We start from the raw sequence: 22697 nt of genomic DNA, 5'->3' as shown, positions 1-22697 counted from the left end.
ATACGTGGAAGGTCTCGAAGCTGCCACCGCCGCCGGGTGGCGGCAAGGCCGATCGCAATCTCTACCGGATCTTCGCCGACCGCGCGGGCACGCTGTATATCGCCGCGGAGAAGGGCACCGTGCTGCGCTCGCGGGATCACGGCGCTAGCTGGGAGTACCGCGACACCGGCAACAAAGGCAGCCTGTGGACGGGCACCGCCGCGTCCGACGGTTCGCTGTACGTCGGTGGCCTGCTCGGCCATCTATATCGCAGCAGCGACGGTGGCGATAGCTGGACGGCGATCGACTCGGGCTCGAACGGGTCGATCACGGACCTCGTCGCGGCCGGCGATCAGGTGCTCGGCGTGGGCCTCGAAGGTTTCGTCATAACCGGCGCCTCGGGCGCGGCGCGATTCACCGCGAAAGAGCGGCTGGATCGCGCGTCGCTGACTGCGCTGATCGTGCCGGATGCCGGCGCGAGCGCAGCCAAAAGCGCAGCTAAAGGCGCAGGCACACCGATTCTGTTTTCGGAGGAGGGCATTCTCAAAGCCGAATGATCCCGCAGTCTGCGCATCTCATTTCCACTGACGCTTCCATTCCTGACCAGGTTTTCTCATGATTCGCGAATCATCCGCCCCCTATGCCGCGCTTTTGCTGCGTGTGAGCCTCGGCGTGCTCTTTATTGCTCACGCGTCGCTGAAGATTTTTGTCTTCACGATACCCGGCACCGTCGAATTCTTTGCGTCGCTCGGCTTGCCGGCCGCGCTCGCGTACGCGGTGATCGCGCTGGAACTGGTGGGCGGGATCGCATTGATCGCCGGCTGGCACGCGCGTTATTTCGCGATTCCGCTCGCGCTGGATCTAGCGGGCGCGATCGTCACGGTCCATGCGGCGAACGGCTGGCTCTTCACCAACAAGGACGGCGGCTGGGAATATCCGGCTTTCTGGCTCGTCGCGCTGATCGTCCTGTTCCTGCTGGGCGACGGCGCCTTCGCGCTCAAGCGCACACGCGCGCCCGCGTGATGAAGCCGCTGCGCTGCAGCGTGACGCGCTTCGATACCGACGACGTCGACGATCTCGCGTGCGGTCTGACGGTGTTCGAACAGCGCTTCGACCAGCTGACCGCCGGGCGTCTGAATGCACGCTTCGTCGAGGTGTCGTTCGGCGACGTGCAGGTGTATTGCGAAGCGACCCGCCAGTCGATTCACGAAGCCGGCCGGATCCGCGCGAATGCGCGCGGCTTCGCGATCGCCGCCGAAGTGGATGGGCGCGCGGTGTTCTGCGGCAGCCCGCTGGCAGGCGGTGAGCTGATGGTGCTGAACGCGGGCGACGAACTCGATTTCCGCACCGCGCGAACCATGCGCACGGTGGGGCTCGTGCTGCCGGTCGCGCGGCTTGACGAACTGCAGGCGGATGGCGTCGATGCGAACGCGCCGATCGCCGCGTGCTCCGGCATCGTCGGAGCGGAGCGCGCGGCAGTCGAACGGCTGCGCCGTTTGCTCGAAAACCTGCTTGACGTATTTGCTGGCTATCCCGCCGGCAAGCACGACGTGCGGGTTCCGCACGTCGTCACCGCGCACGCGGCGCTCGACGAACTCGACGGTGCGCTGAGCATGCTGACGCCGTGCGTTTCCGGTCCGGCCGCGAGTCGGCCGGTGTGGATCGCGCGGCGCCGCGTAGTCGATCGGGCGATGGCCTATATCCGCGCGAACGTCGCGGAGCCGGTCACGGTCGGCACGCTGTGCCGCGAGGTCAGCGTGTCGCGCCGCACGCTTCAATATTGTTTCGAAGACGTACTGGGCGTGACGCCGCTGTCGTATCTGAAAGCCGTCCGGCTGAACGGCGCGCGGCGCGCATTGAAGGCGCGGCGGGCAGGTTCAGGTTCGCCGGGCATCGGCGACATCGCCGCGCAGTGGGGGTTCTGGCATCCGTCGCACTTTCGTGAGGACTACCGCAGGATGTTCGGCGAACTGCCGTCGGTTACGCTGCGGCGTCATGCGACGCATGCGTGACGGCCGGCGCGTTATGCGTCGGCCCTCGCCAGGCGGCGAGGGCGGCGGGGTGCTCAGACTACCGCGAAATAGTGCTTCGTGAAGCGTTCGGTCAGAATCTCCCACGCGATCGGCGTGCCCTTCTCGATGAACCAGCTATCGCCGACATTGTAGTGGACGGCCTCGCCGGTGCGTTCGTCGCGCAGCACGCATTCGCCTTCGACCACGGTGGCCTGCTCGCTGAACGGATAGGTCATGTTGAACTTGCCCTTCGTGCACGCGAAGTAGCCGGCGCTGACGGGCGACGTGGGCGTGCCGTGGTGCACCTTGCCGAAAGCCTTCACTTCGCCTTCGACGATCGTCGAGCCGAGATCGGCAACGGTTCCCCATGCGTCGAGTTCCTGCGGAAACGTGCCCAGTTTGATGCTATGCATTGCGGTCGACTCCTATGGTCGGTTGCGGAGAGTGCGGGTGGTCGTGCGGGGTGAAGCGGCCGCGCGGCGTGTGGTGCATGCGGCGCAGGCTTCGACGCCTAGCGGCGGCCCTTCCAGAAGCCGCTCAACTGGTTCCATGCCTTGCCTGCGGTCGTCATCACGGCGCGCAACTGGTCCTTCGCAAAGATGTCGACGTGCGGCACCGAGCTCAGCAGGTCGTAGCGCGCGGAGCCCTCGGTCATGCCTTCAGCCAGCACCTTGCAGACGATATGGCTCGGCGTCACGCCGAAGCCCGCATACGCCTGCACGTAGAACACGTTCGGATGCTGCGGCAGCGAGCCGATCTGCGGGAACAGGTTCGCGCCGCAGCAGAGCGGGCCGCCCCATGCGAGATCGATATTGACGTCCTTCAGATACGGAAACACCTTCAGCATCAGGCTGCGGTTCCATGCCTTGAGATCGCCCGGGATATAGTCGAGGAGCGCGGTCGCGCTGCCGAACAGCAGGCGGTTCTCGTTGGTCACGCGGTAGTAGTCGATGATCGGCCGGATATCGCTATACGCGCCGCGGATCGGGCTGATGCGCTCGATCAGTTCGTCCGGCAGCGGTTCGGTGCACAGCTGGAACGCGTACGTATTGACCGTCTTCCGGTAGATCTGCGGTTCGAGCCCATTCAGAAAACCGTTGCAGGCCCACAGCATTTTCGGCGCGCGCACCGAGCCCATCGCCGTGCGTACCGTCACGCGGTCGCCGTACTCGACGTCGAGCACCGGACTGTTTTCGAAGATGCGCGCGCCGTGGCCTGCCAGCGCCTGCGCTTCGCCGAGCAGCAGGTTCAGCGAATGCACGTGCCCGCCGCCCATGTGCAGCAGCGCGCTGCCGTACACGTCCGAACCGACCACCTTCCGCACTTCCTGGCCGGTATAGAGCTGGATTTCCGTCTCCGGGTCGACCGCACGGAAGCTCGCTTCCCACTCGCGCAGCGTCTTTTCCTGGCGGCTGTTGAAGCCGAGATACGCGTAGCCGTTGCGGAAGTCCGCGTCGATGCCGTACTTGTCGATCCGGTCGCGGATGATGCTGGCGCCCAGGTTGCTGATGCGGAAGATTTCCTTGAGCCCGTCTTCGCCGACATGCTTCGCGATCGCGTCGAGATCGTGGCCGATGCCGGCCATGATCTGTCCGCCGTTGCGTCCGGTGCCGCCGTAGCCCAGATGCTTCGCTTCGAGCACGACGATGTTCCGGATGCCGTGTTCGGCGAGTTCGAGCGCCGTATTGATGCCGGAGAAGCCGCCGCCGATCACGACGACGTCGGCGTCGATATCTTCGCTGAGCGTCGGAAAGCGCAGATCGTATTTCTTCGTTGCCGCGTAATAGGTGAGGGAATCGAGCTTGGTGTTCATCTTGCGTGTGATCGAAAAGACGTGAACCCGGGTGTCGGCGCGAGCGCCGGTACCCGGACGGTCATACGGGAATCCGTGAGGAAACCTGAAGAAGCGCGCCTAGAGCTTCGAATTGCCGAGCTTGCTGAAGAGCACCGGGTTGCGCATGCGCAGCCGCCCGGCGAGCAGAAAGCCGATGATCGCGGCGACCGGCAGCGAGACGGTCAACGCATACGACAGCGTTTTGCTCGCACCGGTCAGCACCGAGAAGTTCGCGATCGCGAACAGCAGCACGGCGGTGAGCGCGATGCCCGACAGCAGCGGCAGTACGACCACGCGCAGCGCGCCTTCGTCCGCGCCGGCGTCGGCATGGCGGAAGTAGCGGATCACCGCGAACGATGTGAGCGCCATCAGCGCGATCACGCATAGCGTTGCGACGTTGGTGAGCCATGAGAACAGTGTGAGCACCGGATCGGAACCGGCGATCGCGAACAGCAGCACCACGACGGCGGCCAGCGCCGATTGCAGCAGCGAGCCGTTGTGCGGGCTCTGATGGGTCGGATGCGTGCGTCCGAGCGCCTTCGGCAGCAGCCCCTCGCGCCCGCTCGCGAAGAAGTAGCGCGCCGCCGAATTGTGGAATGCGAGCAGGCCCGCGTAGACGCTGGTGATGAACAGCACGCTCATCGCGAGCGTCAGGCTCCGGTTCGCGTAGTGGTCGGACAGCGAGTAGAGGAAGGTGGTCGGGTCCTGCAGGCCGGAGATGATCTTCACGATCGAATCGGCGCCCGCGCCGACCACCATGCACCAGACCGAGAACGCATAGAAGCCGCCGATCAGCAGAACCGACAGATACGTCGCGAGCGGAATCGTGCGGTGCGGGTTCTTCGCTTCCTCGCTGTAGATGGTGGTCGCCTCGAAACCGATGAACATCGCGAAGCAGAACAGCAGGCCGACCGCGGGCGTGCCGCTCAGCACCGCGTGCTGCGTGAACGGCACGAGCGTGGGGCCGGCCGCGCCGCCCACTTTCAGGATCGCGACGTCGAGCACGAGCACGACCAGATATTCGCCGATCACGAGAACGGACAGCACCTTCGCCGACAGGTCGATCTGCCGGTAACCGAACACCGCGATGCTTGCCATCGCGGCGAACGCGCAGACCCACCACGGCACGGCGATGCCGAGATGCTGCGCGAGAAAGCCGGACGCGACCGTGCCGAACATGCCGTAGAGCCCGATCTGCATCGTGTTGTAGCCGAGCAGCGCGAGGAGTGCCGCGGCGCCGCCGACGCCGCCCCCCAGTCCGCGCGCGGCGAACGCGTAGAAGCCGCCGGCATTCGTCACATAGCGCGCCATCGACGTATAGCCCGCGGAGAACGCGAGCAGGATCACGACGGTGGCGACGATCAGCGCGGGCGTGCCCGCACCGTTACCGAGCATGATGCCGATCGGCACGCCGCCCGCGATCGCGACGAGCGGACCGGCCGCGGAGATCACGAAGAAGATGATGAAGCCGAGTCCGAGCGCTTCGCGCCGCAATTCGTTGGACTTCTGCGCTTCGTTTGCGACAGTCATTTGTAAGACTCCTCGGTGTTTCCATCGACGCAGGTGAGGTCGCCGGTCACGCCGGTCCGGTCGCGCCGGACGCCGTGTGGCACGCGATCTGGAGCCCAGTTTATGAACGTCAAAAATGCGACAGATAGCCCAAATTGGCAATGCGTACGGCGGTTTTCAGGCCGAGGCCGGCAGGCTGTCCGCGAACGCGAGCGTCGGCACGTCGACGATCGTGGCGCCGCCATCCGCGACGACCACCGCGCCGTTCATCGCGCTCGCGTCGTCCGATGCGAGGAACGCGATCACCGACGCGATTTCGCCGGTGCTCGCAGCCCGGCCGAGCGGGACGTCGCGCGTGGCGAGCGCATACGCGTCGTCGAGCGTCGCGATGCCGCGCGCCGCCATCAGCGCACGCATTTCGTCGTCGGCCATTTCGGTGCGGACCCAGCCGGGACATAGCGCATTGCTGCGCACGCCGTGGCGACCGTAGTCGCGCGCGAGCGAGCGCGTGAGGCCGATCAGCGCATGTTTGACGGTGACGTAGCCCGCCGCGTCGGGGCCGGCCGCGAGACCCGCGATCGAGCTGACGACGACGATCGCGCCGCGGCGTTCGATCAGCATCGGCAACGCTTCGCGGGTGACGACGAACGCGGTGTCGAGGTTGACGCGGCATGCGCGGCGCCAGTCGTCGTCGCTGGTGTCGCCGAGCGCGCCGATGCCGAAGCCGCCCGCGTTGGCGATCACGACGTCGAGCCGGCCGTGACGTTCGGCGATTCGCGCGAGCGCCGCGCGAACCTGCAGCGGATCCGCCGCGTCGGCGGGCAGCGCGATCGCGCCGGTCGCGCTCGCCACCGCTTCGAGCGGCGCCGCGCGCCGGCCGAGCACATAGACGTGCGCGCCTTCGCGCGCGAGACGCGCTGCGGTCGCCGCGCCGATGCCGGTGCCGCCGCCCGTGACGAGTGCGACGCGGCCGTCGAAGCGCGGCGTCATTGCCGCACTGTCGTCGTGTTGAGCACGGTCGCGTACGCGCCGATCGGGAAATTGGCGAGCGTGCCGAAGTCGTTGCCCGCATAGCCGAAAATCTTGCCGGTCGTCTTGCGCGCGTCGAGATCGATCACGACGACGCCGAGCGTCGGCACGATCTTTTCGCGCCAGACGAACAGGTACAGGCCATCGCGAATCTTGCGGTAGTGGCAGCGATCCGCATCGGCCAGTCCCTGTTCGATGCCGGACACGCAGTGCCACGCATACATGCTGTCGTTCAGATACACGTGCTCGTAGCATTCGTGCGGGTTGTAGCGATACAGCACGCGTTTGCCGACGAGTTCGCGCGTGGCTTCGTGCACGGCGGACGTGCTGTCGAAGCGGCGGTCGATCGCGCCCGCCAGGATCTGCACGTCGACGCCGGTCAGCTCACGCTTCTGCCAGGCCAGCTCGACGGCCGGGATCGCGGCGCGCGCCGCGTCGGGCAGCGTGCCGATGACGGCGGTCGCGATGCCGCGCTGCAGATCGAGCACGAGACTCACGGACGTCGCGCGTGCCGACGATTTGACGAAGTCGACGAAATAGATGCCGTCGCGCGGCGAGCTGGCCCGATACGTGTCGGTGCCGGACTCGCTGGTGCCGGCGACCTGCCAGCGCAACGTCTCGCCGTCGACGAACGTGTGCGTGATCACGGCGCCGCCGAAGTCGATGTCGTACGCGTGGCCGGCGAGATCGGCGACGGGTGCGAGTGCGTTGCTCGAAACGGCGAAGCTCGTACCGAGGTCGCCGACGGAAATCCAGTTGGTTTCGTTCATGGAAAATCCCGTTGTGGGTGGGTTCGAAGGCGGACCGCGCCGGACGATGACGATGCGGCCGAAGACCGGCTCAGTGTGCTGGAACGCGTGCCGTGAACGGGAACCGGATTCGGCAAAGCAGAGGCAGGCGTGCGGCGCTCACACGAACGCAACCTCGGGAAAGCCCGAGCGCACCGCATAGCCGAAGTCGAGCACGGCTGCCGTGCCGTTGGCCGGCGCGCTGAGCGGCGACGCGAGGAACAGCACGTGACGGGCGACATCCTGCGGCGCGATCGCCGGGATGCCGGTGCCGTCGAAGCCGCGCGTTTCGAGGCCGAGATCGCGGCGCGACATCGGCGTATCGACGACGCTCGGACACACGCTGTTCACGCGTACCGCCGGGTGATCGACGCTCAAACCCTTCGCGAGCATCAACGCGGCCGCTTTCGACGCGCAGTAGGGCGTCATGCCCGCGCTCGCGAACAGGCTGCTGTCGGACGCGACGAGCACGATCGAACCTTGCGCGCCCGCTTCGAGATGCGGCAGTGCGTGCTTCGCGCACAGAAACACGCCGCGCACGTTGACGGCCATCACGCGGTCCCACTCGTCCTGCCCGACCTCCGTGACACGCCGGCCGACCGGGCCCGACACGCCGGCGCAGGCGATCAGCGTATCGATGCCGTGAAAGCGTTCGACGACCGCGTCGAACGCGGCCGCCACCGAGCGTTCGTCGCTGACGTCGGTGTAAAGGAAAAGCAGTCCGGCGTCGGCGTGTTCGCGCGCGAACCTCTGCCCAAGTTCGAAATCGGCATCGAGAACTGCGACGCGCGCGCCTTCGTGCAGCGCGGCCCGCGCGCACGCGTTGCCGATGCCCGATGCACCGCCCGTGACGACGACCACCTTGCCCGCCAATCCAAGATCCATATTCCGTTGTCCTTGATGAAGCCGCCGCCGGCCGATGCCGCTCCCATTTCCGAGCATGGACCCACCAGCGTGTTGCCAGGGAGCCGAGATCGGCAATCTGTCTGCAGGACATGCGCCTGGATGAATGCAGCGGGCACGGATCGAATCCTGATCAAAGCGCCGGCACCGCGCAAACCGGCGGCACGCGCGCGGCCCACGGCGCGGCCCGTTCGAGCTGCGCGGCGAGCGAGAACAGCAATGCTTCCGCGCCGAATGCGCCGGCAAAATGACTGCCGATCGGCAAGCCGCGCTCGTCCCAGTAGAACGGCACCGACATCGCCGGCTGACCGGTCGCGTTGAACCACGCGGTGAATGGCGAGAAGCGGTGCGAACGGTCGATGACCGCGTCGAGCGGCAGCGTCGCGTCGTCGATCGCGAGAGCGGCGGGCGGCAGCGGCGGGGTGGCGAGCGTCGGCGTCAGCAGCACGTCGTAGCGCTCCATCAGCCGGCCGAAGGTGCGGCCGAGCGCATGGATCCAGTCCACGGCGGCGGCATACTGCGCACCCGATACGCCGCCCTTGTCGCGCACGATGATGCGGGTGCGCGCCTCGATCTCGTCGTCGCGCACGGGCTCGCCGCGCTGCCTCGCGATGCCGTCGAGCAGTGCGCGGGTCTGCGCGCCGATGATCGTGAAGACCTGATCGTAGAACGCGTGCGAGTCGACCGGGCTCGCGAGCGGCTCGACGTGATGGCCGAGCGAGGTCAGCAGGGACACGGTATGCGCGAGCGCCGCCGCGCACGCCGGGTCTGTCGGCCACGGCGGCGCGCACTCGATCACGCCGATCCGCAGGCGTCCAGGCTCGCGCCGCGTCGCGGACAGAAACGTGTCGGCCTGATGCGGGGCCGCATACGGCGCGCCGATATCGGCACCGGCGGTCAGATCGAGCAGCGCCGCGCTGTCGCGCACCGAGCGTGTGATTGCGTGATTGATGCCCATGCCGGCCCAGCCTTCGCCGGCCATCGGTCCGATCGGCGTGCGGCCGCGGGTCGGCTTCAGGCCGAATACGCCGCAGCACGACGCGGGCACGCGCAGCGAACCGCCGCCGTCGTTGCCATGCGCGAACGGCAACGCGCGTGCGGCGACCAGGGCGGCCGCGGCGCCGCTCGAACCGCCCGCGGTCACTTCGGGATGCCACGGGTTGCGCGTGATGCCGAAGCGCGCCGACGACGTGCAGTACGACGTGCCGAATTCCGGCGACAGCGACGTGCCGAAGATCGGAATGCCCGCACGCCTTAACCGTGCGACCAGCTCGCCGTCGAAGTCGGGGCGGTACTCGCCGAACAGATGCGAGCCGTTCGCCATGCGCGCGCCGCGCACCGGCATGAAGAGGTCCTTGATCAGCGTGGGTACGCCGGCCAGCACGCTCTCACGGCCGATGATCGATGCCGCGGCCGCGCGCGCCGGCTCGTCGAGTCGCTCGGCGACCGCGTTCAACGCCGGATTGACCGCATCGACACTGGCGAGCGTGGCGGCCAGCAGTTCCGCGGGCGTCACTTCCTTGCCGCGTACGAGTTCGGCCAGCGCGATGCCGTCGTGTGTGGCAACGAGCGTTCGAAAGTCTTCCATGAGGGGTTCCGCGAGTTCGGGAAAAGGGGTGCTGCGCGTCACGTGGCGCGACGCGCGATCATGCAGGGTCATGCGTCGTTACGCGTCGTCGCGCAGGCGGAGCGCCGCCGGTATCCACAGCGCGGCGACCAGCGCCGCACCGATGGCGATCGCGACGATCGCGGGCCGCAGTCTGCCGAATGCGCCCATGCCCGCCAGCACGACGAGCGGGCTCGCGAACTGCCCGAGATAGAGCGCCGACGTAAAGCCGCCCAGGCCGCGGCCGCGCATCGACAGCGGCAGCTTGCGCATCAGCGGCAGGATCGCATTGGGGACCAGCAGCCCGCCGCCGAAGCCGTGGATCGTCACCGCGACCAGCACCGCGGTCACCGTATGCGCGTGAGCGAACAACGAGAGGCCCGTCGCAAGCAGCGCCAGCAGCACGACATTGACGAAGCGCCGGCCGATGCCATCGCGCAGCAGCGGCCATGCGATCGAGCCGCCGAGCGTCGCCAGCAGACCGACGCCCGACGCGATACCGATCATCGTCGACGACCGCTCGCCGATGTCGATCATCAACTGCGGCATTTGCACCGGCACGACGAACGAACCGATCATCCCGATGCAGACCAGCAGATAGCCGACCGCGAGCGTCGGAGCCAGCTTGCCGCCGGCCGGGGCTGCAGTGTCGTCAGCGGCTTGTGCGGTCTGCGGCGCGCGCAGCGGTTCCCAGAGCAGGGCGGCGATCGCGGGCACGAGCAGGACCGGCAGCAGATAGAGGTAGAACGGATAGCGCCACGAATGCTCGCCCGCCGCGCCGCCGATCACGAATAACGCGGTGCCGACGATGCCGATCGTCACGACCTGCCGGTTCACGTAGCGCACCCGCATGTCGCCTTGCCAGTAGTCGCCGATCAGCGTCGTGCAGCACGTCATCACGCACGCTTCGGCGGCGCCGAGCACGAGACGGCATGCGAGGATCGCGCCCAGGTCGTTGAGCAGCGCGGGCGCCGCGCCGACGATGCCGTACACCAGCGTGGCCAGCAACAGCAGCATCTTGCGGCCCACGCGGTCGGCGAGCCAGCCGGCGAGCGGCGCGCACAGCGCGATCGCGAGCGCGGGACCGGTGGCGACGAGCGGCACGAGGCCGGCCGCGGCGGGATTGGCCGGCACGAACTCGGCCGCGAGCTTCGGCAGGATCGGCGCGATCATCACCGCGCCCATGATCGTGAGGCTGCTGCCGAGCAGCAGGACGGCGCCCTGGCTGGCGCCGGGCTGCGGACGGCCGGCGGTTGCCAGCGCGCGAGGCGCCGTCGTGGTCGTAAGGGTTGCGCCGCTGGCGGCCGCGGGCGGGCATCTGCTGGTCTTCATCGTTCCGTTCCCCGTACTGTTGAGCGTGTGTACGGAGTCTAGGAACGTCGAAATATTGAGCGTTATCCGCTTTTGGTAATTATTGAGGAGGCCGCTTCAGTGTTTCCGACGGCAGTTCGCCGAACAACTGCCGGTAGTGGGTGGCGAACCGGCTGAGGTGCCAGAAGCCCCAGCGGAACGCGACGTCGCTGACGGACGCGGCGCCGTGCGAGTGACGCCGCAGCTCGCGCCGCACCGCATTCAGACGCAGCACGCGCAGGTAGTGCGCGGGGTGCGTGCCGAGGGTCTCCTCGAAGCAGTATTGCAGCTTGCGACGGCTCGTGCCGACCGCATGGCAGATATCGAGCACCGTGAACGGAACGTCGGGCTTCGCGATCACGAGCTCGCGCACCCGGGCCACGATGCGGTGGCGTGCCGTCCGGTCGAGCCTGACCGGATCCTGTGCATGCTCGACGATGTGCGCGAGTTCGAGCAGCACGGCATCGTGCAGCGCTTTGCGCATCTGAGGGTGGTCGAACGCTTCGCCGACGGTCTCCGCCGCGCCGAAACTCTCGAGCAGAAAGGTCTTCAGCGTGTCGTAGCGTGGGCCGCTCAGCGCAACCAGGCAGGCTGCTTCGGACAGTGGCAAAGCAGTATCGCCATCGTCCAGCGACGCGACGGCCCGCAGTGCGTCGCTGGATACCGTCAGAACCGCGACGTCATGTTGATCGGGTGTGCGAAGCTCGGGCAGCGACGTGCCGCTCGAAACCAGCAGCATCCGCTCCTGAAGCGGTGTGCCGGCACAGTAGCCTGCGCCGGCGGTCTCCAGCGGCACGCTGAACGACGTCGTGTGCTGCGAGGCGTCGCCGCGTTTGAGCAGCGCCCGGTTGACCCGTTCACGCAGCAACTGCACGCCATCGACGTGGATTTCATGGAGCATGCCGTGAAATGGCCCTGGAGAAAGCTGATCCAGATGGATTGACCAGCCGGTCATGCACCGCGCGTGTGCATCGACGTCGTCGCACTCGAAGCGCCGGTTGACCGGCGCTTCGTCAGGGCGGGCGTCGACGCATGCTGTGGCGGACGCCTGATACGGGAGGGAAGGGGCTTTCATCAGGACTCTGAAAGGCGGCGATTGTCGGCGTCCGTCATCGTTCAGGAAATCCATTTCGATGGCAATGGGCATTGTCCCGTGAACGAAGTGGCCGGGAAATCCCCTACCTTGCCGAAATCCGATAGTGCTCCGAGATTTGGCCTCCTACCGTTTGCCCATCGTGCAGATGGCGACAGCCGTTTTTCAGGTGAGAGCTCTCCGCTGCCGGTAAAGACCCATGCCAGGCGCAAGCCAGGTTACATGGCGGCAAACATGGCCCTGCGCCGCGGGGCTTTCGTAACGGAGTGGGTATGGACGCGAAATACCGGTCTGAAACAGCCAGCGACAGCGACGTCGGGCTGCTGCACAAGATGGGCTACGCCCAGGAGTTGTCCCGCCGGATGAGCGGCTTTTCGAACTTCGCGGTCTCGTTTTCGGTCATCTGCATCCTGTCCGGCGGCATTACGGCGTTCCAGATGGCCTTCTCGGCCGCGGGCGGCGCATCCGTCGGCCTCGGCTGGCCATTGGGCGCGCTGTTCGCACTCATCGTCGCTGTTTCGATGTCGCAGATTGCGTCCGCGTTTCCGACCGCCGGCGGCCTGTATCACTGGGGTGCCATTCTGGGCGGGAAGCAATGGGGGTGGCTGACCGCGTGGCTGAACCTGATCGGGCTGATCTTCGTGATCGCCGCGATCAACTTCGGCACCTACGATCCGTTCTTCAAGACGTCGATCGCGCCGATGTTCGGCGTCAATCCGGACAGTCTGACGTGGTGGCATCAAACGGCGTTCATCGCCCTCATCACCATTTCGCAGGCCTACCTCAACGCGCGTGGAATCAGGATCGCCAGCAAGATCACGGATCTGTCCGGCTATCTGATCTTCGTGGTCACTATCGTTCTGGTGGGCGCGCTGCTGGTGTTCTCGCCGGTCAGATTCGATGCGCACCGGCTCGTCACGTTCACGAACTTCACGGGTGTCGACGGAAGCGCGTGGCCGAAGCAGGCGACGCCGCTCGCATTCCTGTCGGGTCTGCTGCTCGTGACCTACACCATTACCGGGTTCGATGCATCGGCACACACCTCGGAAGAAACGCACGACGCCGCGCGTAATGTTCCGAAAGGCATCATCGGTTCAGTGTTCTGGTCGGCCGTGTTCGGCTACGTGATGGTGTGCGCGTTCGTGCTCGTCATGCCGGACCTGACCACCAGCATGAAGCAGGGCACCGGTTTCTTCGAAGCCATTCTCGCGCCCATTCCGAAGACGTTCCGCGTATGCCTCGAAATCGCGATGTTCTTCATCAACTACGTGTGCGGCCTGGCGGCCATCATGTCGACGTCGCGCATGATGTACGCGTTTGCGCGCGACGGCGGGCTGCCTGGCTCGAAGCTTCTTCGGAGCGTGAGCCCCACGCATCGCACGCCGGGACCGGCCATCTGGACCTGCGCGGTGCTCGCCATCGTGGCCACGCTGTACGGCGACGCCTTCTCGGTGCTGAGCGCGGGCAGCGCCGTGTTCCTGTTCATCTCGTATGCAATGCCGATCGGCTCCGGTCTGCTCGCGGAGGGACGCACGTGGACTGAAAAGGGGCCGTTCCAGCTTGGCATCTGGTCGAAGCCGTGCGCATTGCTCGCACTGCTTGGCGCCTGCGTGCTCGCCTATGTCGGCATCCAGCCGCCGAACGAGAAGGTGCTGTACGTGCTGGTCGGCTTCGTCGCTGCGCTGATGGTTATCTGGTACGGATTCGGCGTTCGCAAGACCTTCAAGGGCCCACCTGCGCTGAAGGCGGAGACCAATCTCGAGCGCATTCGCACCATCGAGGCCGCAGTCGATCAGTCGGTCTGAACGAAATTGAAATGAATCCGGCTCCCGGGGGAATGACCTCGGAGCCGGAACGGTTTGCACTCCAGAGAAGATTTTCGCGTAACCGACTCACGTGACACCCGGGAGATCGGGCGTCGCGTTTCACGCATTGACGCTCAAACGGCCGAGAAGCAGTTGTCGACGAAAAGATGGGTCCCGTTGACGAAGCTCGATTCGTCGGACGCGAGGAACAGCGCAGCGGATGCGACTTCCGACGGTTCACACAGGCGACCCTGCTGAATGGCGATCGCTTCCTCAGTGGCGTCCACGCCCATCGCCTGCAGATCCTTCAGTTCGCGGATGCCGTGTGGCGTACGGATGAAGCCCGGTGCCAGCGCGTTGCAGCGAATGCCTCGATCGCGGTACTCGACCGCGATCGCGCGGGCGAACATATGGCACGCGCCTTTGGTCGCGTCGTAGAGCACCTCGCCCGGCGTCGCGCACACTGCCGAAATCGAGGACGTGCAGATAATGCTGCCACGGCCTTTTTCGAGCATCTGCGGGAGCACGGCCTGGGTCATCAGGAACATGCTCTTGACGTTCACGCCCATCAGCCAGTCCCATTCCGTTTCATCGATGTCGAGGAACGGCTTCACGATCAGCGTGCCGGCGTGGTTGAAGAGGATGTCCGCGTTGCCGTATCGTTCCCGCGCCGCGTTCACCGCCCGCTGTACGTCGGCCTGCCGGGATACGTCGGCCCCGATACCGATAGCGTGGAGGCCGGCGTCGCGCAACTGTGACGCGAGCGTCTCCGCCGCATCGCCGTTGCGGTCGACGATCGCAACCCGGGCACCCTGCGCGGCGAACAGCTGTGAAGCCGCCGCGCCGCATCCGCCCGCGCCGCCGCTCACGATAGCAACCTTGCCCGCAAGACGGCCGTCAATCTTCGCATTCATACGTGTGTTCTCCAGGTGAGCTCGTCCGCATGGGACGACCAACCTGAAAATTGCGGCCGGCAGGACGTTCCCGCTATCGGATTTCGGCAAGCAAGGGTTTCCACGGTCCACAGCCGGGGCGGATTTTTGTGCGGTCGCGCTTCTCGGTACAATCGATTCGCCTGCTCACATCGATCACGACCGATGAGTCCACTTCCGCAACGGACCACCGAAGACGTTTCCGGCGGCACTTCGCGCGCTCGAAGTGTCGCGTTCAGCACGTATACCGATGTGGACGAATCGGCGCGCGCATTCGACGGCTGGGCCCTGAATTACACGCAGATCTCGGGCGGTCTCTTTCACGGCTCGTCGTCGCTGGTCTCCCTCGGCGGTATCCGCCTGCTGGTGGAGCATCTGGACAAGGTGATTCTCCAGCAGGGCGCTGTGCCGTCGGACCGGATCGCAGTTGCCGTGCCGCTCGAGCTGGAAGGGCACGCGAGGATGTGCGGCGAAAAGAGCGGATACGACAGCCTGCACGTCTTCTCGAGCCTGCCGCAATTCGAGTTCTACTCGCCGGACCGTCACGTGCTGGTGAACGTCGAAATCGAGCCGGATAGCCTGGCGTCGGAAGACATGCGGGGGCTCGCCGCATCGCTGCGTGCGAAAACCGTGGCGCCCGTGATCCCGATGGCAGCCGAAGTTGCGGACAGTCTGCGCAGCCTGCTCCGGCAGACGCTCGTCGCATTGGCCGGCGGGTGGCAAACGGGGCAGCCGGACACGCAGGATCGCATCGAGTTGCTGGAGCGCACCATCCTCTTTGCCATTTCTGAAGTCGTCTCGGTGGCGCCGGCCGGAACCGGCCGTGCGACCCGGCATTGGAGCGTCGTCAACGCCGTTCAGGCGCGCCTGCAGGATCCATCCACGTGTCCACTTTCGATTGCCGAACTCTGCGTGCAGCTCGACATCAGCCGCAGAACGCTTCAGTACGCGTTCCACGATGCCATCAACCTGAACCCGGCAGCGTACCTGCGAGCCGTCCGCCTGAACCATGTGCGGCGTGAGCTGAGGGCCGGCGAATCGGTCACGAACGCGGCGACCAAATGGGGATTCTGGCATTTCGGCAGTTTTGCCAACGACTACCGGACCATGTTCGGTGAGTTGCCGTCCGTCACCGCGAAGCGCAACGCTCGCAACAAGGTGTAGCGGCATTCCAGGCGCACAGCGCGGCCGCTAAGGCGCGGGCCGGAACCGGGCGCTGGTTGCGTTGCCAACCGTTAAACGAACGCTACATCGTCTTCCTGCATTACCGGAGGTAGGGCAAAGCGTGCAGAAAATGTAGCGGGATCGGTCAATTTGTCCTGATACGCTCGATTCCGCCGATCGATCGGTATGCAATGCCGTCGCGGCCGCCCGGATCCAGTCCATCCAGGCGAAAAGAAGGCACCTGGTTTTTTCGATGCTATCGGTACAGCGTGCCTCGGGAACGAGGACTGCCGGGAGAGGAGACGCCGCAATTCCATATCAACTAGATGATTAGGAATGCTGTTTAACAAAAACCAATATTCCTGTTTGGGATCTTTATCATGAGACATATCAAGCTGCTGGCCCCCGCATTGACGATTGCGCTCGCTACGCCTGCCTGGGCACAAAATACCGTGACGCTCTACGGGGTGATCGACGAAGGCATCGACTATACGAATAACGTAGGTGGCAGCAAGGTTTACGAACTGCAAAGCGGTTACGTGCAAGGCAGCCGTTTTGGTTTGAAGGGTGCTGAAGATCTCGGTGGTGGGCTCAAGGCGGTATTCCAGCTCGAGAACGGCTTCAACGTGAACAACGGCAAGCTCGGGCAGGGCGGACTGATGTTCGGCCGGCAGGCGTACGTCGGTCTTGCGCAGGACACGTACGGCACGGTGACGCTCGGCCGGCAATACGACTCGCTCGTCGACTATCTCGCGCAGACCACGTCGAACGGAAACTGGGCGGGCTATCTGTTCTCCCATCCGTACGATAACGACAACACGGACAACACGTTCCGCGTCAACAACACGGTCAAGTACACGAGCCCGACGCTGGCCGGCTTCCAGTTCGGCGGCACCTACAGCTTCAGCAACGACACGAACTTCGCGAACAACCGCCAGTACAGCCTCGGCGCGCAGTACACGAATGGCGGCCTGCTGCTGGCGGCGGCTTACCTGCAGGCGAACAATCCGTCCGCAACCTCCGGTGGCGCAATCAATAACGGTGGCGACGAGAACTTCGTCGCGAAGCGTCTGCGCGTGTTCGGCGCGGGTGTGAACTACACGTTCGGCGCCACCACGCTGGGCTTCGCCTACACCAACACGGACGTGACGCAACCGGTCAGTTCGGGCTATGTCGGCGCGATCACGCCGACCGGCGGTGCCACGCTGTCGTCGCTGAAGTTCAACAACTTCGAGCTCAACGCGAAGTACCAGTTCACGCCGGCGTTCTATGCCGGCGCGGCCTACACGTACACGCGGACGAGCTTCGATGCGTCGAGCGGCGATCTGCACCCGAACTACCAGTCGATCGGCCTGATGGCGGACTACAACCTGTCGAAGCGTACCGACGTCTACGCTCAGGGCGCCTACCAGCATGTGAGCGGCGACAAGACCGGCACCGTCCTCGACGATGCCTACGTTCCCGGTGCGGCGAATGTGTCGTCGACGGATTCGCAGTTCGTGTTCCGCGTCGCGCTGCGCCACAAGTTTTAAGCAGGATGCCCGGTCCACACGGTGTGGACCGGGAATGCAACGTGCCTGTTCGGGAGAGCAGCAGTGAAAAGTTTCGTGCATAGCATCAGGTTCAAGATCTTCGCGACGTTCGGCGCATCCGTGACGCTGCTGGTGATAGTCGGCATTTTCGGCGTGCTCGGCCTGTCGAGCGTGAACTCGAACATGCGCGATTCCTTCACGGGTAACACGGGGCCGATCGCAGACCTCTCCGACGTACGGTCGGCCCAGCTCGATATCCGCCTCCGGCTCCACCTGATCGAGATGTTTCGTGACGCGGGCCGGACGAAATCCGGCATCGAACAGATTCGTGCCGACCAGAAAGCCATGGACGCTGCGTGGAAGCACTACTACGCGAGCGGCGTGACCACCAGCAAGGAACGCACGATCGCCGGGCAGATTAAAAAGCTCTTGCCTCAATTCAACGATCTGACGGAGCAACTGATCACCGAACTCTCGGCAGGCAGCTATTTCGGCGCAATACCGATGGTGGACAGCCACGAGGAAATCGCCGGAGCGCTCGCAACGCTCGTTGATCAGGACGCCGCGCTGCATAAAGCACAGGCCGCGGTATTCGAAGCGGACAGCGATGTCACTTTCCATACCTTTCTGGTGATGTCGATCGCGCTGGTGGGCGTCGGTGTGCTCGCCGCCATCGGGCTGTCGCTCTATCTCTCGCATGTTGTGACCGCTCCGCTTGATCAGGCAGTGTGGGTCGCGAACCGGATCGCGGGCGGCACGTTGCGCAATCCGTTCGACGTGAAGATATCGCGGGACGAATTCGGCCAGCTGCTGCAGGCGTTGAAGAGCATGGATCAGCAATTGAGCGAGACCGTGAGCGACATCAAGGCAAGTGCGGAATCCGTCGATGTGACCGCGCGCGAGATATCCACGGGTAATCTGGATCTGTCGGCGCGAACGGAGGAGCAGGCGGCGTCGCTTGAAGAAACCGCCGCGAGCATGACGCAGTTGACCGAGACCGTGAGACAGAACGCCGACAATGCGCAGCAGGCCAGCGTCTATGCCGGGCGCGCCAGCGACATGGCCAGCACCGGTAACGGCGCGATGCAGGGGATGATGAAAACGATCGAAAGCATCAGCGGGAGCTCGACGAGAATCTCGGAGATCACGGGTGTGATCGAAGGCATCGCGTTCCAGACCAACATCCTTGCGCTCAATGCGGCAGTCGAGGCGGCGCGCGCGGGCGAGCAGGGGCGCGGTTTCGCGGTCGTCGCGAGCGAAGTGAGAAGCCTCGCGCAACGTTCCGCCACAGCCGCGAGAGAAATCAAGGAACTGCTGGAGTCTTCAGTGGCGACGATTCAGGTTGGCGTAACTCAAGCCGCCGAAGTGGGAAACATCATCGAGGAAGTGATGCGGTCGATCGGGCAGGTGTCGGGCATCGTGGTCGATATCGCGACGGCTTCGTCGGAACAGAGCCGCGGTATCGAGCAGATTCATCAGGCAGTCGTCCAGATGGACGAGGTCACGCAGCAGAACGCGGCGCTCGTGGAGCAGGCCGCAGCGGCCGCACAGTCGCTTCAGGACCAGACGGTGAATCTCAATCGGGCGGTCGCGGTGTTCAGGATTGCCGATGCGGCCGAGGTTCCGCGCGAAGGCTATCTCGTCAACTGAAAACGGGTGTTTTCGCAGGGGCAGGGTTGAGCAAGCCATGCCCCGCCCGATGTCTCATTCGCTGGACGACTCCGATCCGTCGTCGAGAATGAACACCGTTTTCGGATTGAGCGACATCGCGTTCGCGATGTCGTGCGCCACCTGCCGCTCGAAGGTATTGCGAAACAGGTCGAACAGGTTGGCCGGCAGGCTGCCCAGTTCGTTCTCGCGAAAGGCCAGGTAAAACGAACGATGCAGTTCAGCGGGCGCGCGCCCATAACGGGAGAACGCGGTGAGCGGAACGACGCGAATGTCAGGCAGATAATGGCGCGATTGCCACACGCAGAGCGGCGTCGTCAGCGCGAAACCGAGACCGGCGGCAACGAGGCTGAGTAAAGGATCGGTCGCGTCGAACTCGCAGGTTCGCTCGATATATTCTCCATGCGCGCTCAGATAGGCATCCACCTGCTGCCCGTTGATCGAGCGCGCGCTGTAGCGCACGAACTGCAGGTGTTTGCTCAATTCGGTGAGCGTCGTCAGCTGCTCGACTTCGAACGCTTTCGGCAGGACGAGAAAATACGGTTCGGTGAACAGCTTGAGCCGCCGGATCTCGGGTACGCGCGAATATCCGTTCATCGTGACTGTCACGTCGAGCTGACGCGCTTCGAGCTGCGCGTCGAGATTGGGCGTGATGCCGGACCACAAGCGGATCTGATGGGCCGATCCCGCTAGCGCGCGGGTGAGAATGGGACCGATCATCGCGGCGAACGAGTCGATCGCGCCGAGCCGCACGACAGTGCGTTTCGCGCGCGTGACGTTGCGTACGCTTTCGACCATCTGATCGACGTTGCGCAGCAGATCCGTCGCGTGTTCGAACAGACGGCGTCCCGCCGCGGTAGGGCGCGCGGGACGCGAAGCCCGATCGAGCAGCGTCGTGTCGAGCAGATTTTCGAGCGCCTTGATGCGTTGCGACACGCCGCCTTGCGAGATGCCGAGGCGGTCGGCCGCGTCGGACATCGAACCGGATTCGACGACGCAGACCCAGCTGATCAGCAAGTCCCAGTCTGGATAATGTTCTGCCGAAAGTGGTTCCATGCCGTGCGTTGCCCCCGAATATCCGCCAGTGATGTCACGACCCGATGGGCAAAGCGTATCAAAGTTTTCAGCCGGAAGGTGCCTGCAGCGCGCGTCGCGTGACGACAGCCAGCGCGCGCGCCTGATCACGCTGTTGCCGTTAGCGCCGCCCTTCGATCCGGTCGAGCACGCCGGTCAATGCATGTTGATACTGGGCGTAGCTGGCTTTGCCAAGCAGCTCGTGATGCAACTGCTCGTTGATGCCGCCAGGCGTCATCGACTGGTTCACCAGATCGTCGAACGGTGCATCGCTCGTTTTCGCGCCGTGTGCGAGCCCAAGCGAATACGCCGCGAGAAAGGCGCGTGCCTTGTCATAGGCGAGCCCCTGTGCGACGAGCCATTGCGCCTGGCTTTCGAGCACGGCATAAAAGCTCGCCATCGTCGCGGTTGCGGCGGACAGACAGTCGAACTGATGTTCGTTCTCCACTTCGACGGCCACACCTACCTGGTTGAACAGCGCACGCGCAACGTCGTCCTGCGGATAGAGCGTCGTGCTGCCGAGCGCATCGGCCACCGCGGGCAGCGGAATGGCGCGCACGATGTGCTGGACGCGATCGATCCGTTTTCTCAGTTCGTCCATCTTCATGCCGGCGACGAAGCTGATCACACGGTGCGCGGGCGAAAACTTCAGTTCGGCCAGGACGTCCTCCGCGATCTGCGGGCGGATCGCCAGACACACGACGTCCGATGCATCGAGCACGGCCTGGTTCGACTCGCACACATGGATACGTGCATCGAGCGCCGCGAGGCTCGCGGCGGTGTGCGCATTCCGGTTCGACAGCGCGATCGAATCGAAAGGCGCGCCCACACGCACCAGTCCGGTTACGATCGCTTGCGTGATGACGCCGGTACCTACAAATCCTAGTCGCATATCGTTTCTCTAGAGCGGCGCAGGGGCGAAAAGCCCGTTTTTCTGCGCCCGGTTTTAAAGGTGTTGAAGCACGCCGTTCATGACTGGGGCAACACGCGCCCAGGGTTCATCGTGTCGCGAGGGTCGAGCAGCGCCTTCACGGAATGCATCAGCGCGATCTCGACCGGATCCTTGTATATCGGCATTTCCGGCACGTGCAGCGAACCGATGCCGTGCTCGGCGCTAAAGGTGCCGCCCATCGCCGCCGAGATGTCGTACAGCAGATGGCTCAATTCGAGCTGCGTCTTTCTGCGATCGGGCAGCGCTGCCCAGTACGTGTGACTGAACATCGCGATGTAGTGCAGATTGCCGTCGCCCATATGGCCGACGACGACAGGCAACGCGTCGGGAAAGTGCTGCTGCAGCGCCTTGCCGGCCTGCTCGATGAACGCGGGAATGCAGTAGGTCGGCACGGCGATGTCGTGCGTAATGCCCATGCCTTCCCGCACGTTCGACTCGGTGATGCTGTGCCGGATTTTCCACAGGTCCGCGCGCTGCTGCTCGCTCGTCGCGACCACCGCGTCGCGAAGGATGCCATCCTCGAACGCGAAGCGCAGATATTCGGTCAGGCGGTCCGTCCATGCTTCGCTCGTCGCCGAACTCGCGGCCAGTTCGACCAGCACGATCCATTCGGGCGTCGCCTCGAACGGATTGCGCGTTTGCGCGGCGTGACGCAGCGAGATGTCGAACTCGCTCTTCGATATCAGTTCGAGGCCGACGAGTTCGCCGGGAAACTGCATCTGCAGCTTGATGCCTTCGTCGACCGCATCCTGCACGTGCGCGAAGCCGAGAATGGCCGTGGCGCGCGCGCGTGGCTTCGGAAACAGCTTCAGAGTGGCCGCGGTGATGATGCCGAGCGTCCCTTCCGCGCCGATGAACAGATGCTTGAGGTCGTAACCGCTATTGTTCTTGCGCAGCGTGCGCAGCCCGTTCCAGATGCGGCCATCGGGCAGCACCGCTTCGATGCCCAGCACGAGATCGCGCGTGTTGCCGAAGCGCACCACGTTCGTGCCGCCCGCATTGGTCGCGAGATTGCCGCCGATCTGACACGAGCCCTCCGCGCCGAGCGACAGCGGAAAGAGCCGGTCGACCTGGTCCGCCGCTGCCTGAATGTCGGCCAGGATGCAGCCGGCCTGCACCGTCATCGAGTTGTCCTGCGCGTTGACCTCGACGATGCGATTTATCTTCGCGAGGTTGAGCACGATGCTGCTGCCGCTTTCGTCCGGCACCGAGCCTCCGCACGTGCTCGTGTTGCCGCCTTGCGGGAATACCTTGATGCGATGCTCGTTGCAGAACGCGAGCACGTTCGATACGTCTTCGGTGCTGCGCGGAAACACGACGCATGCCGAGACGCCCGTATGGCGCTTTCTCCAGTCGATGAAATGCGGGGCCATGTCGTTCGCCGCGCTGGCCACGCTTGCCGCGCCGGCGATCGACTGCATCGCCGCGACGATTTCGTTCGCTTCCATATCTGTTCCGGTGGTGATG

The 22697-nt window shown here is 64.8% G+C and carries 20 protein-coding genes; 7 read left to right on the top strand and 13 right to left on the bottom strand.

What is annotated here, in order from left to right:
- From DVS29_RS37500 to DVS29_RS32710, 3 genes are all read left to right on the top strand, one after another.
- On the top strand, positions 1-536 hold a 536-nt coding region (locus DVS29_RS37500; RefSeq protein WP_164708044.1), incomplete at its 5' end, for a WD40/YVTN/BNR-like repeat-containing protein.
- A 58-nt stretch (positions 537-594) separates the two neighbouring features.
- Positions 595-1002, top strand: a complete 408-nt coding sequence (locus DVS29_RS32715; protein ID WP_118184735.1) for a DoxX family protein — start codon at positions 595-597, stop codon at positions 1000-1002.
- Positions 1002-1991, top strand: a complete 990-nt coding sequence (locus DVS29_RS32710; protein ID WP_118184733.1) for a helix-turn-helix domain-containing protein — start codon at positions 1002-1004, stop codon at positions 1989-1991. Before DVS29_RS32715 ends, DVS29_RS32710 begins: the two co-directional genes overlap by 1 nt.
- Before the next feature lie 53 nt (positions 1992-2044).
- On the opposite strand, the gene DVS29_RS32705 is transcribed toward DVS29_RS32710, so the two are convergent.
- The 9 genes from DVS29_RS32705 to DVS29_RS32665 all read right to left on the bottom strand — a co-directional run bounded on the left by DVS29_RS32705 (position 2045) and on the right by DVS29_RS32665 (position 12085).
- Positions 2045-2404, bottom strand: a complete 360-nt coding sequence (locus tag DVS29_RS32705; protein ID WP_118184731.1) for a cupin domain-containing protein — start codon at positions 2402-2404, stop codon at positions 2045-2047.
- Positions 2405-2502: 98 nt separating this feature from the next.
- A complete protein-coding gene (locus DVS29_RS32700) occupies positions 2503-3804 on the bottom strand; it encodes an NAD(P)/FAD-dependent oxidoreductase (protein WP_118184729.1) in 1302 nt (433 codons plus the stop codon).
- 99 nt (positions 3805-3903) lie between these two features.
- Entirely contained in the window at positions 3904-5355 is a 1452-nt protein-coding gene (locus tag DVS29_RS32695) for an APC family permease (protein ID WP_118184727.1), read from the bottom strand.
- Positions 5356-5511: 156 nt separating this feature from the next.
- The gene (locus DVS29_RS32690; RefSeq protein WP_118184725.1) at positions 5512-6324 is read right to left on the bottom strand and encodes an SDR family NAD(P)-dependent oxidoreductase; all 813 of its coding nucleotides are present in this window, start codon (positions 6322-6324) and stop codon (positions 5512-5514) included.
- Positions 6321-7133 (bottom strand): molybdenum cofactor biosynthesis F family protein, encoded by an 813-nt coding sequence (locus tag DVS29_RS32685; protein ID WP_118184723.1) that lies wholly within the window; start codon positions 7131-7133, stop codon positions 6321-6323. The genes DVS29_RS32690 and DVS29_RS32685 overlap by 4 nt, the downstream gene beginning before the upstream one ends.
- 138 nt (positions 7134-7271) lie before the next feature.
- Positions 7272-8036 carry an SDR family NAD(P)-dependent oxidoreductase gene (locus DVS29_RS32680; protein ID WP_118184721.1) on the bottom strand — a complete coding sequence of 255 codons (765 nt, stop codon included), beginning with the start codon at positions 8034-8036 and terminating at the stop codon, positions 7272-7274.
- 151 nt (positions 8037-8187) lie between these two features.
- Positions 8188-9642: an amidase gene (locus DVS29_RS32675; protein ID WP_118184744.1), complete on the bottom strand. Its 1455-nt coding sequence runs from the start codon at positions 9640-9642 to the stop codon at positions 8188-8190.
- Between the two features lie 78 nt (positions 9643-9720).
- Positions 9721-10992 (bottom strand): MFS transporter, encoded by a 1272-nt coding sequence (locus DVS29_RS32670; protein ID WP_118184719.1) that lies wholly within the window; start codon positions 10990-10992, stop codon positions 9721-9723.
- Positions 10993-11071: 79 nt separating this feature from the next.
- Positions 11072-12085 carry a helix-turn-helix domain-containing protein gene (locus DVS29_RS32665; RefSeq protein WP_118184742.1) on the bottom strand — a complete coding sequence of 338 codons (1014 nt, stop codon included), beginning with the start codon at positions 12083-12085 and terminating at the stop codon, positions 11072-11074.
- A 290-nt stretch (positions 12086-12375) separates the two neighbouring features.
- Between DVS29_RS32665 and DVS29_RS32660 the strand changes: the two genes are divergently transcribed.
- The gene (locus tag DVS29_RS32660; RefSeq protein WP_118184717.1) at positions 12376-13908 is read left to right on the top strand and encodes an amino acid permease; all 1533 of its coding nucleotides are present in this window, start codon (positions 12376-12378) and stop codon (positions 13906-13908) included.
- Between the two features lie 134 nt (positions 13909-14042).
- Here the strand turns inward: DVS29_RS32660 and DVS29_RS32655 are convergent, their stop codons facing one another.
- On the bottom strand, positions 14043-14822 hold the full coding sequence (locus tag DVS29_RS32655; protein WP_118184715.1) for a glucose 1-dehydrogenase: 780 nt from the start codon (positions 14820-14822) through the stop codon (positions 14043-14045).
- 270 nt (positions 14823-15092) lie between these two features.
- On the opposite strand from DVS29_RS32655, the gene DVS29_RS32650 reads away from it, so the two are divergent.
- The 3 genes from DVS29_RS32650 (at position 15093) to DVS29_RS32640 (ending at position 19186) form a co-directional block, all read left to right on the top strand.
- Positions 15093-16004, top strand: coding sequence for a helix-turn-helix domain-containing protein (locus DVS29_RS32650; RefSeq protein WP_240655930.1), 912 nt, complete (start codon positions 15093-15095; stop codon positions 16002-16004).
- Between the two features lie 380 nt (positions 16005-16384).
- Complete coding sequence (locus tag DVS29_RS32645) at positions 16385-17536, top strand: porin (RefSeq protein WP_118184711.1); 1152 nt, start codon at positions 16385-16387, stop codon at positions 17534-17536.
- A gap of 75 nt (positions 17537-17611) precedes the next feature.
- Positions 17612-19186, top strand: coding sequence for a methyl-accepting chemotaxis protein (locus DVS29_RS32640; protein WP_240655929.1), 1575 nt, complete (start codon positions 17612-17614; stop codon positions 19184-19186).
- A 54-nt stretch (positions 19187-19240) separates the two neighbouring features.
- Here the strand turns inward: DVS29_RS32640 and DVS29_RS32635 are convergent, their stop codons facing one another.
- The 3 genes from DVS29_RS32635 to DVS29_RS32625 all read right to left on the bottom strand — a co-directional run bounded on the left by DVS29_RS32635 (position 19241) and on the right by DVS29_RS32625 (position 22678).
- Entirely contained in the window at positions 19241-20260 is a 1020-nt protein-coding gene (locus DVS29_RS32635) for a LysR family transcriptional regulator (protein WP_118184707.1), read from the bottom strand.
- A gap of 139 nt (positions 20261-20399) precedes the next feature.
- Positions 20400-21170 (bottom strand): pyrroline-5-carboxylate reductase, encoded by a 771-nt coding sequence (locus DVS29_RS32630; protein WP_118184705.1) that lies wholly within the window; start codon positions 21168-21170, stop codon positions 20400-20402.
- 77 nt (positions 21171-21247) lie between these two features.
- Positions 21248-22678, bottom strand: a complete 1431-nt coding sequence (locus DVS29_RS32625) for an FAD-binding oxidoreductase (protein WP_118184703.1) — start codon at positions 22676-22678, stop codon at positions 21248-21250.
- Between the last annotated feature and the right edge of the window lie 19 nt (positions 22679-22697).

The organism is Paraburkholderia phosphatilytica, assembly GCF_003443895.1.
In the GTDB taxonomy this organism is placed as follows: Bacteria; Pseudomonadota; Gammaproteobacteria; order Burkholderiales; family Burkholderiaceae; genus Paraburkholderia; species Paraburkholderia phosphatilytica.
This window is presented reverse-complemented; position numbering and strand designations above follow the sequence as displayed.

Excerpts from the sequence above, each read along its gene's own strand:
- DVS29_RS32685 (WP_118184723.1), bottom strand. The coding sequence starts at position 7,133 with ATGAACGAAACCAACTGGATTTCCGTCGGCGACCTCGGTACGAGCTTC.
- DVS29_RS32700 (WP_118184729.1), bottom strand. The coding sequence starts at position 3,804 with ATGAACACCAAGCTCGATTCCCTCACCTATTACGCGGCAACGAAGAAA.
- DVS29_RS32625 (WP_118184703.1), bottom strand. The coding sequence starts at position 22,678 with ATGGAAGCGAACGAAATCGTCGCGGCGATGCAGTCGATCGCCGGCGCG.
- DVS29_RS32705 (WP_118184731.1), bottom strand. The coding sequence starts at position 2,404 with ATGCATAGCATCAAACTGGGCACGTTTCCGCAGGAACTCGACGCATGG.
- DVS29_RS32665 (WP_118184742.1), bottom strand. The coding sequence starts at position 12,085 with ATGAAAGCCCCTTCCCTCCCGTATCAGGCGTCCGCCACAGCATGCGTC.
- DVS29_RS32635 (WP_118184707.1), bottom strand. The coding sequence starts at position 20,260 with ATGGAACCACTTTCGGCAGAACATTATCCAGACTGGGACTTGCTGATC.
- DVS29_RS32645 (WP_118184711.1), top strand. The coding sequence starts at position 16,385 with ATGAGACATATCAAGCTGCTGGCCCCCGCATTGACGATTGCGCTCGCT.
- DVS29_RS32695 (WP_118184727.1), bottom strand. The coding sequence starts at position 5,355 with ATGACTGTCGCAAACGAAGCGCAGAAGTCCAACGAATTGCGGCGCGAA.
- DVS29_RS32680 (WP_118184721.1), bottom strand. The coding sequence starts at position 8,036 with ATGGATCTTGGATTGGCGGGCAAGGTGGTCGTCGTCACGGGCGGTGCA.
- DVS29_RS32660 (WP_118184717.1), top strand. The coding sequence starts at position 12,376 with ATGGACGCGAAATACCGGTCTGAAACAGCCAGCGACAGCGACGTCGGG.
- DVS29_RS32690 (WP_118184725.1), bottom strand. The coding sequence starts at position 6,324 with ATGACGCCGCGCTTCGACGGCCGCGTCGCACTCGTCACGGGCGGCGGC.
- DVS29_RS32715 (WP_118184735.1), top strand. The coding sequence starts at position 595 with ATGATTCGCGAATCATCCGCCCCCTATGCCGCGCTTTTGCTGCGTGTG.
- DVS29_RS32630 (WP_118184705.1), bottom strand. The coding sequence starts at position 21,170 with ATGCGACTAGGATTTGTAGGTACCGGCGTCATCACGCAAGCGATCGTA.
- DVS29_RS32675 (WP_118184744.1), bottom strand. The coding sequence starts at position 9,642 with ATGGAAGACTTTCGAACGCTCGTTGCCACACACGACGGCATCGCGCTG.
- DVS29_RS32710 (WP_118184733.1), top strand. The coding sequence starts at position 1,002 with ATGAAGCCGCTGCGCTGCAGCGTGACGCGCTTCGATACCGACGACGTC.
- DVS29_RS32655 (WP_118184715.1), bottom strand. The coding sequence starts at position 14,822 with ATGAATGCGAAGATTGACGGCCGTCTTGCGGGCAAGGTTGCTATCGTG.
- DVS29_RS32670 (WP_118184719.1), bottom strand. The coding sequence starts at position 10,992 with ATGAAGACCAGCAGATGCCCGCCCGCGGCCGCCAGCGGCGCAACCCTT.